The following is a 15433-nucleotide window of genomic DNA, read 5'->3' as shown; positions in this document are numbered from 1 at the left end:
CGTTTAACGGGTGTGTTAAATGCCGGTTTTTTATTTGGATCCCGGATTCTAAGACTCAGGGGGCTGATAGTGATGGCAGGCTACGGTATGTTCAGGAGTCACTGCATTCCATGAGGGCGACAGAGTATCGCAGATGGAGCTGTTCCCGTACCCCTCCGGCAGCTTCTTAAAACAGCGGGTATGGAAAGGACAGCCAGAAGGGGGATAATAAGAACTTGAAATATCCCCGGTTAAGATAATCCTATTTTTATCCCGCGCGGGATTAGGTTCTGGTATGGCGGATAAAAGCGCCTGTGAGTAGGGATGCAGGGGATTATCAAAGAGGGTATGCTTGCCGGCCAATTCCACCAGCCGCCCCAGATACATCACCCCAATACGGTCTGAAATATGTTTGACCACACTAAGGTTGTGAGAAATAAAAATATAGGTCAATCCCATGCGTTGCTGCAATTCCCGGAGTAAATTCAATATTTGGGATTGAATAGAAACATCCAATGCGGACACTGCCTCATCGCAGATAACCAGCTTGGGGTTCAGAACCAAGGCACGGGCGATACAAATTCGCTGCCGCTGTCCCCCAGAGAATTCGTGGGGATAGCGATTTTCATAACCGAGATCAAGGCCAACCAGGTTCAACAGTTCTTCTACTCGCTGCTGGCGTTCATCAGTGGCCATATCGGTACAGCAGATCAGGGGCTCCGCAATAATGTCCCTAATGGTCATCCGGGGGTTCAAGGAGGCAAAGGGGTCCTGAAAAATCATCTGGGTTTTCTTACGGAACTCCAGCATTTCTTTTTTATTATAAGTAAGGATATTTTTTCCTTCAAAAAAAACATCACCCCCCGAGGGTTCAAATAAACGTAGAAGCAGCCGTCCGGTAGTTGATTTTCCGCAGCCGCTTTCCCCCACAATGCCAAAAGTTTCTCCGGCGTTAACGGAAAAGGAAACATCCGAAACTGCCTGAACTGGAGGAGATCCCGCCTGTCGGAATCGTTTTGATAAATGGGATACCCTGAGAATTTCCTCGGCCATATACCCTTCCTCTCTCAGCTTAATATGGTACTCTCCGGAACCAGCCAGCAGCGAAGGTGGTGGCTCGCCACATATTCCCGCAGTTCCGGAGTTTCCCGGCGGCAGACTTCACAGGCCCGGGGACACCGGGGATGGAATCGACAACCCTCGGGCATATCTGTGGGAGAAGGAATGGTCCCTTTAATGGTGTAGAGCAATTCCTTTTCTTCATTCAAATTGGGGATGGACGCTATAAGCCCCTGGGTATAGGGGTGGAGAGGCGTGGCGAAGAGTTCTTTCACCGGGGCTTCCTCAACCACATACCCGGCGTACATCACCGCCACCTGATCGCAGACTTCCGCAATAACTCCCAGATCATGGGTGATAAACAAAATTGCAGTGTCGAATTTTCTCCGGAGTTCCTTGATCAATTCCAATACCTGTGCCTGAATGGTAACATCCAAGGCGGTAGTAGGTTCATCGGCAATCAGCAGACGGGGCCTGCAGGCCAGGGCCATGGCAATCATCACCCGTTGCCGCATACCCCCGGAAAGCTGGTGGGGATACGTATGAAAGGTTTTTTCAGGGGCGGTAATGCCCACCACCCGCAGCATCTCCATGGCGGCTTTTTTGACCTCCATTTTTGGGATGTCCCTTTGGTGAATATGAAAAACCTCGGTAATCTGGTGACCAACGGTAAATACTGGGTTCAGAGAGGTCATGGGTTCCTGGAAAATCATGGAAATACGACTGCCCCGCAGTTTTCGCAGGGCGGCCTCGTTGTATTGCAGAAGATCATCCCCCTCAAAGAGAATTGCTCCCTGGTCTATTTTCCCTGGGAAGGGAATCAAGCCCATGATGGACAGGGATGTCAGAGTTTTGCCGCAGCCGCTTTCTCCTACGATACCCAGGATTTTCCCGGAATCCACCGAAAGATCAACGCCGTTGACCGTACGGAAACGGTTTCCGTTGACAGAAAAAGATACAGCTAAATTCTTGATTTCCAGAATGCTCATCCATTTTTCCTATAGGAATAGGAGTATAATACGGTTCTTGGGTAAAATCCAGGGGGGATACCTTCTATTGACAGAAAAGCCGGTGGAGGCTATCATTTGTAAACATTTTTAGGGGATAAGCATGTTCAGGTATATTCAAAAGAGGTTGCTCATGATGATACCGACCCTGTTTGGCGTATCCTTTATCATTTTTGTAATCCTTTCCTTCACTCCCGGCGATCCAGGAACGATGTCTCTAGGACAGGAAGCCCCCCCGGAGGTTATCCGCGCCTATAATGAGCAGCTCGGGTTCTACGACCCCCTGGCTCTTAAATACGTCAAATATATCAGTAAGGCCGTTCACGGCGATCTAGGCATATCCTGGCGTACCAACCGTCCGGTAATCAATGAAATTGCCCTGAAGTTTCCCGTAACTCTGCGTTTGGCAAGCTGCAGCATCTTCCTGTCCGCTGCCCTAGGAATAATCCTGGGTATCATCTCTGCCACCCGGCCTTACAGCGTCCTTGATGTGAGCTGTACCACCGGGGCTATCATCTTTGCCTCCATGCCCCGGTTCTGGTTGGGGATGATCTTCATGCTCGTTTTTGCCTTAAAACTCAAGTGGCTGCCCTCCAACGGGATTGGCGCCTGGCGGCACTATGTGTTGCCCACAGTGGTATTGTCTCTGCCCACTGCCGCCCAAATTATGCGGCTCATGCGTTCCACTATGCTGGAGACCATGAAGAAAGACTACATCAGAACTGCCAAAGCCAAAGGCGCCTCCAAGGGGGCGGTTACCTGGAAACATGGATTAAAAAACGCCCTTATGCCGGTAATCACCGTCATCGGCATGGACTTTGGCTATCTTTTAGGGGGCACTGTACTGGTAGAAACCGTTTTTTCCATGTCTGGTATCGGCACCCTGATGCTCAACTCCATCCGTAATCAGGATGTACCCCAGATACAGGGGACGGCCCTGCTTATTGCTACCTTGGTGTGTCTGGTCATGCTCCTGGTGGATATCCTCTACGCGTTCCTAGATCCCCGGCTCAGGACAAAATATTCAGTTCCCCAAACCGGCGGTCATTGATGGGGGAGCGTATGGTGTGGCAGAATAGACAACTCCTCTGGGAACGGCGAAAAAAACAGTTTAAAGAATTTTGGCAGGTGTTCCGGAAGAACAAGCTTGCCATGACCGGTTTAGCTATTTTCATCTGCCTCATATTGATGGTGGTCTTTGCAGATACCATCGCCAACTACGAAATGCAGGTTATCCACCAGAATCGTACGGAGCGGCTTAAAAAACCCAGCGCAGCCCATTGGTTCGGCACCGATACGGTGGGTCGGGATGTGTTTGCCCGCATTATCCATGGCAGCCGGGTATCCCTGTTAATCGGATTCAGCACCACCGCCATGTCCCTGGTCCTGGGGGGTATTCTGGGTTCTATCACCGGTTTTTACGGTGGAGCCCTGGATCATGCGGTAATGCGGATCATTGATGTCATCGTCAGCATCCCCTCAATGTTGCTGAATATTGCCATTGTGGCGGCGCTGGGACCCAGTATACAAAATTTAGTGATGGCCATGACCATTGCGGAAATTCCTCGGTTTACCCGGGTAACTCGATCCATGGTGATTGGCGCTGCCGAAGATGAATATGTGGAAGCCGCCCGGGTTGGGGGGGCCTCCAACCGGCGTATTATTATCCGTCACATTTTTCCCAACATTATCGGTCCCATTATCGTCCAGGCCACCGTATCGGTGGCACGGATCATCCTTACCGCAGCGGGGTTGAGCTTTATCGGCCTCGGGGTGCAGCCCCCTATACCCGAATGGGGGGCCATGCTTTCCGAGGCCCGGGAATTTATGATGACCAATCCCTATCTTATTATCATCCCCGGGTTGTTCATCGCCCTCTCCGTTTTTTCGTTCAACACCATTGGTGATGGACTGCGGGATGCCTTAGATCCCAGGATGAAACAATAATTGTGGTTTTTGATTAATTTTAAAAATTAATCTTAATTAAGAAAATCAAAAGGAGTGTTTTATGAAAAAAATTTCCATTCTGTTCTTAACAGTTACTTTGCTGCTGGTAATGTCCTGTAGTGGTTCCAAGACCACCCAAACAACCGGGAGTGAGAGTACGAGAGGAAAATTGAGCGCCAGAGAAAATCCACTGGTAACCAAGCAAGATACGGTGGTCATCTCACTGGCTAGTGATCTCCAGACCCTGGACCCTCTATTGTCTACCACTATCGTTACCAACGAAGTACAGAGCAACGCCTACGAATCCCTGGTCACCTCTGACCTTGCGGGAAATGTGGAACCCCTGATCGTTACTTCCTGGGATTACGATGACGCCACCTTCACCTATACCCTGCATCTCCGCAATGATGTCTACTTTCATGACGGATCAAAACTGACCGCAAAAGATGTTAAATATAGCTTGGATGTGGGTAAAAAAACCGGAAGGATGACCCTGAGCTGTAACTATATCGATACTACCGAAGTGATTGACGATACCACCGTAAAGGTAAAATTGATCAGCAACTACAGTCCCTTTCTGTATTTCGTGGGGATAAATCTCAAAATACTCCCCGCCGCTTCCGCCGCAGGGGGTACCATTGATTTAACCAAAACCATGATCGGTACGGGCCCCTACAAGATGGTGGAATATACCCCCGGAGACAAGGCTGTCTTTACCATTTTTGATCAGTACTACGGCCCTAAGCCGCCGATTAAAAATCTTATCTTTAAAATTATTCCGGATCCCACCACCCAGTTAATTGCCCTGGAAAGCGGGGAACTGAACCTTTCCCGGGATTTTCCTATGAACAACATCCAAAGCATTCTGGATAATCCCCAGTTGGATATTTTCTCCGGGGAGAGCGGCAATGTATACTACATGGGGATCAATGAAACCTTTCCAGCTTTCCAGGATATCCGAGTTCGCCAGGCTTTAAACTATGCCATCGACCGTGATTTTGTTATTGAGGCCTGCGAAGAAGGCTATGCCAACCACGCAAACAGTGTGGCCAACAAGGGTATGTTCGGGTACACCGAGGATGCTAAATATTACGAATACGATCCCGCCAAAGCCAAGCAATTGCTCGCTGATGCGGGCTATGCAAACGGCCTGGATATTCCTCCCATCCTTACCAAGGATGGGAAATTCAGAAAGGCCGCCGAGGTAATCCTTGAGGATTTAAAGGCTATCGGCATCACCACCAGTGTGAATGTGATGGAAACCAGCGGTTTTAACCAGGATTACCAGAAAAAGAATTATGCCCTGGCGGTTACCAGCGTAAACCTGGGACAGGACGCCCATCATTCCACCATGATGTTCCAGTCTACCACCTATCTGAATTATTTTAATATTAATGATCCCCAGTTGGACAAATGGTGCCTCGACGCCGCTTCGGATCAGGATCTTACGGTGAGAAAGAATCTCTATCACCAGATCCTAACCTATGTGGCGGATCAGGCCTATTTCGTACCCCTCTATTATCCTCAGAAAGTTTGGGCCGTTACCAGTGGTCTACAAAATTCTACGTATAACCGGTTCGTGGGCGTCCTTGCCCAATACATGAGCTGGAAATAGTAACCCTAACCGCCGGGTAGACACAGGACAACCGTTCTGTGTCTACCCGGCGAGAGCGCAAAAATAAGGAGCAAAATTTTGCGTGTTTTAATTACAGGCTTTCAGACTAGTAAGAGCCATCCGGTCAATACCTCCTATGAAGTAAAAAATGCCCTGAACCGGAAGGTTGGCAAGGTGGAGATCATCCCGGAAGATATGATAGGCAATTATCATACTACTATCCCCTACATGGAAAAATTAATCGAAAAATATAATCCCGACGCCTTTATTTGTATGGGGCAGGCTCTGCGCAGGGAAGTTATTTCTCTGGAAAAAATCGGTATCAATTATCAAAATGAAGAACGGGATTGGGCCCTGGATGACGATGGCTTTCTGCCCAAACACCGAACCATTGTGGAGCGTGGGGCGGATGGGTATTTTACCAATCTGCCTATTTTAAAAATGTTGGAGGCTCTGAAAAAAGAAGAGTATCCCAGCGAAATATCCTTGACCGCCGGAGCCATCGGTTGCAATAACGCCCTCTATTGCATCATGCATCTCATTAATACCAAGTATCCAAAAATGATGGGGGGCTTCATTCATGTGCCTTCCCATCATCAGCATCCTCGGCGACTGGTTAAGTCCTTTGATGTGGAATATCTTGCCCGTGGCGTGGAAACAGCCCTAAAGGTTCTGGGGGAATAATGAAAAAAATCGGCATCATCGGCCTCGGAAATATCGGTGGTGGGATTGCGACGGCCATCCTTGAGGGCGCCATACCCAATGCTCAGCTTAGGGCCGTATTGGGCAGAACGGAGCCTCCGGGCTTAGCAGCCCTCAGGCAAAGTTCGGCGAATCCTATAGACTATTACGATGACTTTGAAAAATTTATTACCGCAGATATAGACCTAGTGGTGGAAGCCGCTAACCCGGCGGCGGTTCGGGCCTACGGGAAAAAAATACTCTCCGCCGGACGGGACTTTATGATGATGAGCGTCGGAGGCCTTATCGATCCGGGTTTTCTGGACGCTCTGGCTCAGGAGGCGGAAAAAACCGGAGCGGTCATATACATTCCTGCGGGAGCCGTTACGGGGCTGAATATTGCCGCCGCTGGCGTTATTGCGGGGCTGGAAGAAGCGGTAATCCGGAGTACTAAAAACCCCACTGGTTTAAAAGACGCGCCCTATATTAAAAACAACAACATTGCGCTGGATGCTCTCACTGAACCGACACTGGTCTTTCGGGGCAATGTGTTTGATGCGGTGAAACATTTCCCCCAAAACGTTAATATCGCTGCAGCCATGGCTCTCTCCGGATTCGGCCCGGAAAAAACCATGGTGGAAATGATCGCCGATCCAAAGGCCACAGTTATTCAGCAGGAAATATGGCTCAAAGGTAAATTCGGCGAAATGAAGTGCGAACTGAAACTGCTGCCTAGCCCGAACAAGCGCAGTTCCTATCTTGCCCTGCTGGGCGCCATCGCGGCGTTGAAAAAATATACATCCCCAATAAAACTTGGGTATTAAAAGAAGGAGAAGCAAAATGCGGAATTCCGGCGTATCAAAAAGATATGATAAGATCAAACAGAAAATGGCGGATAAATTCGATGTGGTGGTTGCCCTCTCTCCGGAGAATGTACTTTATTTTGGAGAAACCTTCATTGAGACGCAAAAGTCCCTGCGGGACAGACTGGCCATTGCCGTACTGCCCCTGGCCCAGGACCCGGTGATGATTGCCTGTATTATCGAAGAAAATACGGTGGAGGATGAAGTATGGATCAAGGACAAACGCTATTACTTTGAATTCAAGGAATCTCCCATTCAATTTTTGGTAGACGCCCTGAAAGAACGAGGCCTTGCGGAAAAAAGGATAGGCATCGAACTGGACTACCTTTCCGCCCAGTACTATATTGAGCTTAAGCGCCTACTCCCAGATGCTAATATCCAGCCCTGCACAGATTTGTTCGGGGCCATCCGTTCTATCAAGGAACCGGAAGAAATCACGAAACTCCAGAATGCGGGAATCGCCACCCGCAAGGCCTTTGAGAAGGCCCTGGCGGAAAGCTCTCCCGGGGATTTGGAAACTGATCTGAGCAAACGGGCCGCCAGAGGCCTCATTGATGCAGGATTTTCCTCCATTGAATTTTTAGTTATGGGTACCGGCAAACGTTCCATCCTGGTCCATGGGCTTCCCCAGGACCTGCCCCTAGAAGCCGGCGAACTGGGCCGCATAGATTTCGGTGGGCTTCTGAAACACTATAATTCGGATCTTGCCCGCACCTTTACTATTGGGGCTCCTAACGCTAAACATCAGGACGTGTATTCCAGGATGTGCAAGGCCTATATAGCGGCCATTGAATCCTGTAAGGTGGGAGTCCCGGCTAATACTCCCTTCTTTACTGCTAAGGACTGCTGTGAGAAACTGGGTCTCCCCTTTGCACGGGTCCACGAGGGCCACGGCCTGGGCTTAACGGTTCACGAATATCCTATGCTTGCCCCAGGCAATGGAGCGCCTCTGGAAGAAAACATGGTGGTCTGTGTGGAACACGCCCTGCACCTTGACGGATACCGGTACCATCTGGAAGATCTGGTTTTAATAAGCGCAAAGGGCCCGATAATTCTGACCGAACCGGATAACTTCAACCCCGGACTGCTGCTTATCAAGTAGATTTCAACAGTTTTATTGCTATACTGCTGGGAAAGTGGACAATCTCTTTCCCAGCAGTATTGAAAAAGTGACACTCTGTTCTTGGCCTATTTGTAATAGGCTCCGCTATCCAGCAATTCTGTATTTCTCCGGTAAGACAGCATCACTACTTTCGCTGTCAGAGAGGGGCCTCTGTATGGTTTATCATAGAATGTCAGGTTTGTAAATGATTAAAATTTTTCTTTTCCGGTGACAAATATTTTTTGGCATAGCGTTATATGACAGACCAGAGGCTGTATATTAAAGTTTATGAGATCATTGTATGAAAAGAAAAGTATATTTCTTGTAAATAAAATTAAAGAAATAATGAATGGAGATGTGGATAATAAAACAGTAGATGATTTATATACGCAATTAAAGGGATTAGGAATTCCAGGATTTTTGGTCACTAAACTTAACTCAGATTCTGTAATGAAAGATCCTGTATTTAAAATAGAGAATGCCTCAGGGAATGGATGTAGTGTAGAATTTAAAATTAAAGCCAAGGCCATTAAAGAAGCAAGTGTAACATTTAGAGTTGATGATTACAGTTCTTTATGGGCTATTCGTATAGTAGATTGGGGTAATCTTACAGCAAATATAGTCTATGCTTTTCTTAACCAATTGGAAAGTATTGAAAATGAATACCGTATTTATATAGCAGAAGAAGAAAAAAAGGAAAAAATTTTTAGTATAACGCAAAATAGTATTTATACGTGGATTAAGGCTATTTTGGACGATACTTCCTACGCTTATTATACCGAAGCAAAGGATAATCATAAAATGATATTAAGCATCAGGCTTAAAAACAGTTTGCAGTTGAATATCCCCATTTACTATAAATCATTTCAAAAAATAATGCCTGAGACTCTTACTGCCATTCAACAATATGAAAATACCATAAATAATACGAAAATAAAAGTTCTGATAGAAAATAGTTCACGTTCTGCATGTTGGATAAAACCAAAGGGGTAAACTATGGGGATAAAAATAAACGCCGTCGAACTGCTAAAAATTTTGGAAATTACGCCATCCCAACATAACATCATGCTGGTTGGCAGGCATGGTATTGGTAAATCTGAAATTATTGAGCATTATTTTAAAAGCCATTCCAGCCAGGTGGTTTCTCTTTTTCTGGGGCAGATGAGCGACCCCGGGGATCTTATCGGGTTGCCTGTACTGGATGCGGATTTGGGGAAGACCGAGTTTCGACCGCCATGGTGGTTTCCTACTGACGGTAAACCTATAGTTCTCTTTTTGGATGAACTGAATCATGCCCGCCCTGAAATTTTACAAACCGTTATGGACTTGACCCTCAATAAAACCCTGGCAGGTAAAAAATTGCCAGCGGGAAGCCGAATTATATCGGCGGTTAACGAAGGGGAAGAATACCAATTAACGGAATTGGATCCCGCATTAATTTCCCGCTTTAACATATATTATTTTTCACCCAGCCCCGCTGAGTGGCTGCTTTGGGTTGCAGAGAACAAGGTTGACGGTCGGGTAATTGGATTTATCGAAGAAAATCCTGATTGTCTTGACAGCAATACCAATATTGATGCGGGGCTGGAAAAAAGTCCTGATCGACGTTCCTGGCGGCGGGTATCGGAAATAATTTCTGGCATCAAGGAAATCAATAAAATAATTGAGAAAGCCATTGCCGGTATTGTTGGCATAAGCGCAGCCCTTAAATTCTCCCAGTTTGTCAAAAATAATTCCCGTATTAATGCAAAAACTATTTTATCCGGATTTACTGCCAGTAAAAAATATTTGAACACTCTGGATATTCACGAATTAACTTCTTTAAATGAAGGTATGTTCCGTACAATAGAGACAGAAGGGGATCAGAAAACAATCAAGAAGTACATTGAAAACCTTGAGCTGTATACCAAGTGGATGTATGAAAATAAACGGAACGAGGCGCTTGCCCATTGGACTACACTCTACGACAGCGTAACTTATCCTAAAACAAAAATTGCCATTCTTTCAGGGTCGCCGTTCATTTATCAACATATTGTTGATTTTATTAAAAATATAAAATTATGAACAATACGCCACAACTTATGACTGAAAAGCGCATATCGAATATTACCGATAAATGGTTATTGCGTGACCCGGTTTTGTTAATGACTTTGTTATCCCATGATTTAGTTCCTGCCGCAAATATAAAATCAATCCGGAGCGGTAAGGGTCGTATCGAATATAACCCGGAATATATTTCACATTTGTCTGACGATCAATTTGAAGAGATTATAAAAATCGAAGTTATCCGCATATTGCTGCGCCATCCCTACCGGCAGCCATCTCAAAATGATCTCACCATATCATATATAGCCAGTAATATAACCTTGAATGAATACTACCAATTTAAACGCTTGCCTTACAGGGCTGTTAATTTCTGGAATAACCCGTCATTTTACCAGCGGAATTTTGAATTTTATTACACAGAATTACAAAAAACAAGTTTTCAAGGAAATGAAAATGAAAAGGATGATAATAACCAAAACCTCTCTGAAAATGTCACCCTATGGGAAGAAGACCTCTACATAGATCAAAAAATTGTCGAAATAATTTCTTTTGCCATTCAGAACCAATCTTGGGGAAGTCTTCCAAATCACCTGGTCACAACTTTAATTGCCAGTCTGAATCCGGTAATAGATTACCGGAAAGTTCTTCAAGGATTTCATGCCTCAGTATTATCCAGTAAAAAAATGCCTACCCGTTTGAAATCGAGTCGGCGTTATGGTTATTTGTATATGGGCAAAAAATATGAATTTACCACCAGCCTTCTAATAGGGGTTGATGTGAGCGGTTCAATTTCAGATGAGGATATCAATCTTTTCTACTCCGTTATAACCCGCTTTTTTCATTACGGTATACAATCTCTTGACGTACTGCAATTTGATGCCGACATTAAGGGCATACCAGTAATAATGAAGAAAGCCCGTAAAACCATAAAAATAACCGGTCGGGGCGGCACCTGTTTTCAGCCTGTCATTGATTATTTTTCATCGAAAATAAAGGACTATGATGGCTTAATAATCTTTACCGATGGCTATGCCAGTATTCCTGAACTAACAAAAAATATCGCAAAGAAAACACTTTGGATATGTAATAATAAAGAGAATTACGAGCAACACTATAAATGGATGAGTGAACGTGGAAGTTGTTGTTGGGTAGAATAAAGTGTACACGCAGTTAAGATTTTATAATTTCCTCCACTTTTTCTTCCAATAAATCAAATTGGATTTTTAGAAAATTAATAGCTTCGCTAATTGATCTCTTTTTAAAAAAATCAATATCAAAGTTTTTATATACCCAACCATCATCAATTTTTGCTTCACTACAAAAGTGTTCAGTAAATTCCTTATTAAGATTTTTTTCAATGCGTTTCGCATATTTTTTAAAATCAGGTTCGAACCAAACGCCAAATGCCCATTTGCTGTATTTTCCAAGACAAAAAGACAATATTATCCCATCCAAATTATCAAAATCTTTATAAACGTCCTTGTCATTATTTCTTTTCCATTTTTTTCTACCCGTTGTTTTGGAATTCACTAATTCATCACAAATAATTTCGCCCAACAGATCAGCATCATCAAGTATTTCATTTACTTGTAAAACGGTATCAAACTTTGATTTGTCCTTTAATATCTGGGCGAGAATATTTTTTCGCTCACTGTTCTCCATAACAATGCCTCCTAGTTCTTTGACTAAATTACAGTAGTCATTTAAATAAAAATACTCCTTGGTCGATCTTTTTGTGATATTTAAACAGATTTCCAGAAAATCATGAATAATATTTTTTTTAAACTTATCTATCACTGGGATAATTAAAAGCTTCTTTTTCAACTCAGGTATCATTGCAGAATATTCACTTTCCGTAACAGTCATATCCGGCTCGTAATGTTCCATTGGGAGATAAATGACAGAATCAATTACTATTCCCTTTTCAGAAGCAAACTGAAAATACTTAACAAGCTGATTTGGCTGATCTTTAGCCCAATTAATTTTATTTTCGATTATAATTCCATGCACCTTACCATCTTTCAGCATAGCGTCATTGTAAATAAAAATATCCATTTTACCATATTTCTGCTCTTCGCCTTCAGGGAATTGAGTTTTAAACCTCAAAGCTCCATAGTCTTTAAAAAAGGATATATCAACTTTCTTGCCCTGTTCTTTCGCTTTTTCCTTGATTAGGGCAAGGAAAATATTAAAATATTCAGGATTACCGATACCTTTTTCCGATGGCGGTTTTAGAATACTAGTCAAAACTTCACTATGCAGATTTTCATACCAATAGGTGTCCGAAATGGATTTAAAGATATTAAAACCTTTTTCGCATTCAAGGCTATATGCTTTCCGAATGTTTTTGAATTCTTCTAAACGAATGCCAATTTGGGATAAAAAGGCATCAATTTCTTTTATTGTCAATCCACTATAAGGCTGGTTCATGTTTTGCGCCTTTTCTTGGATTTTTTAAACAAGGAGCTGAAGTTAAGCTGGCTATGGATGAATGTTTTATTCCGCAATATTTGCAGATATATTGCTTTTTTTCTGAACCTTCGTACAATTCATGCTTTGCACCTTTCACAGGGTTTCTTAGACACGGACCTGCAGTCAAACTTGCAACACTTGAATGTTTTACCCCACACCATTTGCAATAGTAATTTGCCATAAAGATCTCCTTGCTTTAATTTTTCAGGTTTCCAAGATAAATTTCCAGGGATTTAATTATTGGAATATAAACTTCTTCTTTCTCCTGAATCTGACCATGAGCAAACCAATATGCGGCCCGCCGTCCAAGTATACGTGCAATTGCTACGATAGGCTTCTATCATAACACCCTCCTATTTTCTTTACTTTCATGCTAGCGCATATTCTTCACTTAGCTTATCCCACTTGATCTGTCATCTATTGCTTAACCCTTGTCAATTTCTAATAAAAATATCTGCAAAATAATAATATAATGCATATAATACCTCAAATGCATACATTTGTCAACCCATAATAATCCCCTTATGCAGACTGATCTGTCATAATTTGCTATATGAATGCTGATTTTTTCTGGAAGATGGTTAAAGGGGAGGTGGACCGGCAAAAGACCAGTTTTGAATGGCTGTACCGGAAGACGGGCATTCCCAAGGGCACCTTCTCTTCCTGGAAAACCCGGAATATCATCCCCCGGGCTGATGAGGCTTACCTGATTGCGGAAGCTTTGGGGGTGTCAGTGGAATACCTCCTTAGTGGCAGGGAAGGGACCAGTCATGCTTCCAATCCATCATTGGAAGAAATTGTAAAGTCCATTATTTCCTTTGACCAAATTGATCTGGACGCTGTAAACGCTTTGGCGGACGCCATGTCTAAACGGTATAAAAAATAAATCCCATTTTAGCGCCATTATATTTCTCTTAACCCAAGTCCAGCAGCGCCAATCAGCCCCTTGAGAGTTTTCCTGCCAAACTTCTCCGCCGCCAAACACGCAATAGCCCCGCAGGTCCTGGCATCATCAAGCGCGTTGTGGGCTTCGTAGACAATGCCGAAGGTTTCTCCCAGCCTGGTAAGTGCGTGGGATTCCAGTTCCGGCCATACGCGGCGGGCCAGGGCAAGGGTACAAAAATAGCTGAGCTGCGGGACCGGCAAATCATACCACTCAAGGACAGCCCGGAGTACGCCCATGTCGAAGGGGGCATTGTGGGCGCCTAAGGGGAGGCTGCCGACAAAGGGGCGGATGCTGCTGTCCCAGAGATCGGCGAATGTCGGGGCATCCCGGACATCATCAACCGTAAGGCCGTGGATCTCTGTGAAATCCGGGCGTATATACAGCGATGGTGGGCGGATCAGGGAATACCACGAATCAACAGGTTTGCCTTTTCTGTACTTGACTAAGCCTACCGAACAGGCGCTTTCCCGTGAGTATTTCGCTGTTTCAAAATCAATGGTTACAAAGTTAATTTTCCCCCTCCCTCTTTTTTCCTCCAGCCATCTTCCGCATCCTTGCGGCGTTCCATTTCCAGTCCTTTACCAAGTTCTCCGGCTCAAGGGGTTCCGCAGTACAGCCCCGGGATAATACCCACTCCAGGACTTTATCGTATTGGGTGCTGGTAAAGATGATGACCGTTCCTTCTTCGGTTTCCTCAATTACCTGATCCGCCGCCCATTTCCGCTCCTTTACCCAGAGTTTTGAATCTTCATAAAAGACAATAGAAAAACGGTATTTTGTATTCCCCGCGAAAACGCCAAAGTTGCTGCCATCGGCGCGGGAACAGTAATCGTAATCCGGGGGAAGGGTAAAGGTATATTTTGTGAGGGCTGTATTTTTTATTCGGGAAAGGTTAAACATCCTGATAGCCCGGCGTTTTTCCGCATAGCCGTAAAGAAACCAGGCGCCGTTGTCAAAAAGGAGCTGATAGGGCCGCACCCGGCGGGGTTTAAAATCATCATCCCAGGCGCCCCGGTAGGTAAAGGCGAGGACCTTGTTCTCCTTGAGGCCCGCGGTGATGGTGTTCCAGGTTTCGGTTTCTACATTGGAAGCGGCTACCGGGGGCACCACAATCCTGTTTTCATACAGGCCGGGGTTGTTCCGGTCAACCAGAGGGGCGGTAATGCTCTCCAAAAGGTTCCGGGCGGCATCGTAGAGCGGGGTGTCCCGGTACAGGGAAAGCAGTGTCTTGGCCATGCCCAGGGCCTGTATATTTTCCGTGGTGGTAAAGCTGCCGGGCAGGCGAAAGGTTTTTTTTGAATAATAATAGCCCCGGCGCCGGGCATCGTATTTTATGGGCGCTTCCAAGCTATACTTCATAAACTCAATGTCTCGGCTTATGCTGGACATACTGGTCCCATAGTCTTCCGCCATCTGGCGGGTGCTGGGGTACCTGCCGGAGGCGATCATCTCGTCAATACGATACAGCCTGGGCAGGGCTGTTTTTGGAATGGCTTTTCTTGCTTTCATGCTATGAATATAGCATATTGGTCTGTCAAATACTGCCAGACCAGTTAAAAAATGATGTTTTTTAAAATTGTGGAATGGGGGAGTACCGGGATAGTTTTCCCCACGCCCTTTGCACCAATAACGGGCTGCCGGCAAAATGTTATCTGCGCATTCTTGGCCGCTGGCCTGACAAACCCTCCTGGAAGGAGCGGATTAAGTGGCTGCCTG

16 protein-coding genes are annotated in these 15433 nt (G+C 45.2%); 10 read left to right on the top strand and 6 right to left on the bottom strand.

Features of this window, described 5'->3' with window-relative positions; translation table 11 throughout:
• Positions 1-48: 48 nt before the first annotated feature.
• Together TREPR_RS14645 and TREPR_RS14640 are read right to left on the bottom strand one after the other, a co-directional pair.
• On the bottom strand, positions 49-1032 hold the full coding sequence (locus TREPR_RS14645; protein ID WP_015709125.1) for an ABC transporter ATP-binding protein: 984 nt from the start codon (positions 1030-1032) through the stop codon (positions 49-51).
• 14 nt (positions 1033-1046) lie between these two features.
• Positions 1047-2027, bottom strand: coding sequence for an ABC transporter ATP-binding protein (locus TREPR_RS14640; RefSeq protein WP_015709124.1), 981 nt, complete (start codon positions 2025-2027; stop codon positions 1047-1049).
• 121 nt (positions 2028-2148) lie between these two features.
• Between TREPR_RS14640 and TREPR_RS14635 the strand changes: the two genes are divergently transcribed.
• The 9 genes from TREPR_RS14635 (at position 2149) to TREPR_RS14595 (ending at position 11456) form a co-directional block, all read left to right on the top strand.
• A complete protein-coding gene (locus TREPR_RS14635) occupies positions 2149-3096 on the top strand; it encodes an ABC transporter permease (RefSeq protein WP_015709123.1) in 948 nt (315 codons plus the stop codon).
• An 11-nt stretch (positions 3097-3107) separates the two neighbouring features.
• The gene (locus tag TREPR_RS14630) at positions 3108-3992 is read left to right on the top strand and encodes an ABC transporter permease (RefSeq protein WP_041611728.1); all 885 of its coding nucleotides are present in this window, start codon (positions 3108-3110) and stop codon (positions 3990-3992) included.
• Between the two features lie 61 nt (positions 3993-4053).
• On the top strand, positions 4054-5607 hold the full coding sequence (locus tag TREPR_RS14625; protein ID WP_015709121.1) for an ABC transporter substrate-binding protein: 1554 nt from the start codon (positions 4054-4056) through the stop codon (positions 5605-5607).
• Positions 5608-5685: 78 nt separating this feature from the next.
• Complete coding sequence (locus tag TREPR_RS14620; RefSeq protein ID WP_015709120.1) at positions 5686-6291, top strand: pyroglutamyl-peptidase I; 606 nt, start codon at positions 5686-5688, stop codon at positions 6289-6291.
• Positions 6291-7112, top strand: a complete 822-nt coding sequence (locus tag TREPR_RS14615) for an aspartate dehydrogenase domain-containing protein (RefSeq protein ID WP_015709119.1) — start codon at positions 6291-6293, stop codon at positions 7110-7112. The genes TREPR_RS14620 and TREPR_RS14615 overlap by 1 nt, the downstream gene beginning before the upstream one ends.
• Positions 7113-7128: 16 nt before the next feature.
• Positions 7129-8253: a M24 family metallopeptidase gene (locus tag TREPR_RS14610; RefSeq protein ID WP_015709118.1), complete on the top strand. Its 1125-nt coding sequence runs from the start codon at positions 7129-7131 to the stop codon at positions 8251-8253.
• A 288-nt stretch (positions 8254-8541) separates the two neighbouring features.
• Entirely contained in the window at positions 8542-9246 is a 705-nt protein-coding gene (locus TREPR_RS14605; RefSeq protein WP_148257334.1) for a hypothetical protein, read from the top strand.
• 3 nt (positions 9247-9249) lie between these two features.
• Positions 9250-10317: an AAA family ATPase gene (locus TREPR_RS14600; RefSeq protein WP_015709117.1), complete on the top strand. Its 1068-nt coding sequence runs from the start codon at positions 9250-9252 to the stop codon at positions 10315-10317.
• Complete coding sequence (locus TREPR_RS14595; RefSeq protein ID WP_245534748.1) at positions 10314-11456, top strand: VWA-like domain-containing protein; 1143 nt, start codon at positions 10314-10316, stop codon at positions 11454-11456. The genes TREPR_RS14600 and TREPR_RS14595 overlap by 4 nt, the downstream gene beginning before the upstream one ends.
• Before the next feature lie 13 nt (positions 11457-11469).
• Here the strand turns inward: TREPR_RS14595 and TREPR_RS14590 are convergent, their stop codons facing one another.
• Together TREPR_RS14590 and TREPR_RS18270 are read right to left on the bottom strand one after the other, a co-directional pair.
• Positions 11470-12729: a PD-(D/E)XK nuclease family protein gene (locus TREPR_RS14590; RefSeq protein WP_015709115.1), complete on the bottom strand. Its 1260-nt coding sequence runs from the start codon at positions 12727-12729 to the stop codon at positions 11470-11472.
• Positions 12713-12952 carry a hypothetical protein gene (locus tag TREPR_RS18270; protein ID WP_081468678.1) on the bottom strand — a complete coding sequence of 80 codons (240 nt, stop codon included), beginning with the start codon at positions 12950-12952 and terminating at the stop codon, positions 12713-12715. Before TREPR_RS18270 ends, TREPR_RS14590 begins: the two co-directional genes overlap by 17 nt.
• A gap of 372 nt (positions 12953-13324) precedes the next feature.
• On the opposite strand from TREPR_RS18270, the gene TREPR_RS14585 reads away from it, so the two are divergent.
• Entirely contained in the window at positions 13325-13657 is a 333-nt protein-coding gene (locus TREPR_RS14585) for a helix-turn-helix domain-containing protein (protein WP_015709114.1), read from the top strand.
• A 17-nt stretch (positions 13658-13674) separates the two neighbouring features.
• Here TREPR_RS14585 and TREPR_RS18265 read toward each other — a convergent pair whose 3' ends face one another.
• Both TREPR_RS18265 and TREPR_RS14575 read right to left on the bottom strand, forming a co-directional pair.
• Entirely contained in the window at positions 13675-14214 is a 540-nt protein-coding gene (locus TREPR_RS18265) for a 3'-5' exonuclease (RefSeq protein WP_245534839.1), read from the bottom strand.
• Positions 14215-14224: 10 nt separating this feature from the next.
• Positions 14225-15226, bottom strand: a complete 1002-nt coding sequence (locus TREPR_RS14575; protein WP_015709112.1) for a helix-turn-helix transcriptional regulator — start codon at positions 15224-15226, stop codon at positions 14225-14227.
• Positions 15227-15433: the final 207 nt, after the last annotated feature.

Origin of the sequence: Treponema primitia ZAS-2 (assembly GCF_000214375.1) — a bacterium.
In the GTDB taxonomy this organism is placed as follows: domain Bacteria; phylum Spirochaetota; class Spirochaetia; order Treponematales; family Breznakiellaceae; genus Termitinema; species Termitinema primitia.
The sequence above is the reverse complement of the archived record's forward strand: the minus strand, read 5'-3'. Positions and strand labels throughout refer to the sequence as shown.

What these genes read in the sequence shown, in the direction of transcription:
- TREPR_RS14615 (WP_015709119.1), top strand. Translation starts at nt 6,291, where the DNA reads ATGAAAAAAATCGGCATCATCGGCCTCGGAAATATCGGTGGTGGGATT.
- TREPR_RS14630 (WP_041611728.1), top strand. Translation starts at nt 3,108, where the DNA reads ATGGTGTGGCAGAATAGACAACTCCTCTGGGAACGGCGAAAAAAACAG.
- TREPR_RS14590 (WP_015709115.1), bottom strand. Translation starts at nt 12,729, where the DNA reads ATGAACCAGCCTTATAGTGGATTGACAATAAAAGAAATTGATGCCTTT.
- TREPR_RS14600 (WP_015709117.1), top strand. Translation starts at nt 9,250, where the DNA reads ATGGGGATAAAAATAAACGCCGTCGAACTGCTAAAAATTTTGGAAATT.
- TREPR_RS18270 (WP_081468678.1), bottom strand. Translation starts at nt 12,952, where the DNA reads ATGGCAAATTACTATTGCAAATGGTGTGGGGTAAAACATTCAAGTGTT.
- TREPR_RS14605 (WP_148257334.1), top strand. Translation starts at nt 8,542, where the DNA reads ATGAGATCATTGTATGAAAAGAAAAGTATATTTCTTGTAAATAAAATT.
- TREPR_RS14635 (WP_015709123.1), top strand. Translation starts at nt 2,149, where the DNA reads ATGTTCAGGTATATTCAAAAGAGGTTGCTCATGATGATACCGACCCTG.
- TREPR_RS14645 (WP_015709125.1), bottom strand. Translation starts at nt 1,032, where the DNA reads ATGGCCGAGGAAATTCTCAGGGTATCCCATTTATCAAAACGATTCCGA.
- TREPR_RS14585 (WP_015709114.1), top strand. Translation starts at nt 13,325, where the DNA reads ATGAATGCTGATTTTTTCTGGAAGATGGTTAAAGGGGAGGTGGACCGG.
- TREPR_RS14610 (WP_015709118.1), top strand. Translation starts at nt 7,129, where the DNA reads ATGCGGAATTCCGGCGTATCAAAAAGATATGATAAGATCAAACAGAAA.
- TREPR_RS14625 (WP_015709121.1), top strand. Translation starts at nt 4,054, where the DNA reads ATGAAAAAAATTTCCATTCTGTTCTTAACAGTTACTTTGCTGCTGGTA.
- TREPR_RS14595 (WP_245534748.1), top strand. Translation starts at nt 10,314, where the DNA reads ATGAACAATACGCCACAACTTATGACTGAAAAGCGCATATCGAATATT.
- TREPR_RS14640 (WP_015709124.1), bottom strand. Translation starts at nt 2,027, where the DNA reads ATGAGCATTCTGGAAATCAAGAATTTAGCTGTATCTTTTTCTGTCAAC.
- TREPR_RS14575 (WP_015709112.1), bottom strand. Translation starts at nt 15,226, where the DNA reads ATGAAAGCAAGAAAAGCCATTCCAAAAACAGCCCTGCCCAGGCTGTAT.